This window comes from Curtobacterium sp. MCSS17_006 (assembly GCF_003234215.1).
Lineage (GTDB): Bacteria > Actinomycetota > Actinomycetes > Actinomycetales > Microbacteriaceae > Curtobacterium > Curtobacterium flaccumfaciens.
In genome coordinates this window covers 1-706 of sequence record NZ_QKSO01000029.1, presented here as the reverse complement: position 1 = coordinate 706, position 706 = coordinate 1, and the positions used below count along the sequence as shown (strand labels likewise).

The 706-nt window shown below is 68.4% G+C and carries 1 protein-coding gene; it reads left to right on the top strand.

The window, feature by feature from the left end; genetic code table 11:
* Nucleotides 1-702, top strand: a 702-nt coding sequence (locus DEJ21_RS17885) for a hypothetical protein (RefSeq protein WP_258370666.1), incomplete at its 5' end; no start/stop codon positions are given.
* Nucleotides 703-706: the final 4 nt, after the last annotated feature.

Here is a 706-nt window from a genome sequence, read left to right as displayed (position 1 = left end):
AGCAAAGGACTGATCACGATGCGTAAGAGCCTCAAGACCTCCATCACCCTCGCCACGACCGGCGCCCTCGTCCTCGGCGGTGCCGCGTTCGGGATCTCCTCCGCCCAGGCCGCGACCCCGAACGTGCACACGGTGTCCTCGTCGTCCGAGTCGAAGATCCCCGCACCCGTCGCCTCGGTCCCCGAGGTCCTCGGTGGCTCCACCGCCGTGAAGCTCGACTCCGGCTTCACCGACGCCCTCACCGCCCTGAAGCTCACCCCCGGCGTCTCCGGCGACGCGACCCTCGCTGACGGGTCGGTGTCGTTCCCGATCACCGCCGGGTCGGTCACCTACTGGTCGCCGGACGGCAACTACCGCCCGTACGTGCAGGGCCTGCTGAACCACGACGACTCGGGGCTGACCCTGAAGGCCGGCGACACCACCGTCACGCTGGAGAACTTCGTCGTGAACCCGGGCTCGTCCAAGCTCTACGGGGACGTCCTCGTCAACGGCAAGGTCGCCGCGGCCAACGCGTTCCTGTTCGAGCTGCACGGCGGCTCCCTCAAGCCCCTCCAGCTCGAGGGCGACAACGCCATCCTCACCGGCACCACCGTCCACATCTCCGAAGACGCCGCCGGCCTGCTGAACAAGACCTTCGGCACCGACGCCGTCAAGCGCGGCCTCCTCGTCGGCACCGCCACCATCACCGCACAGATCAAGTAACACC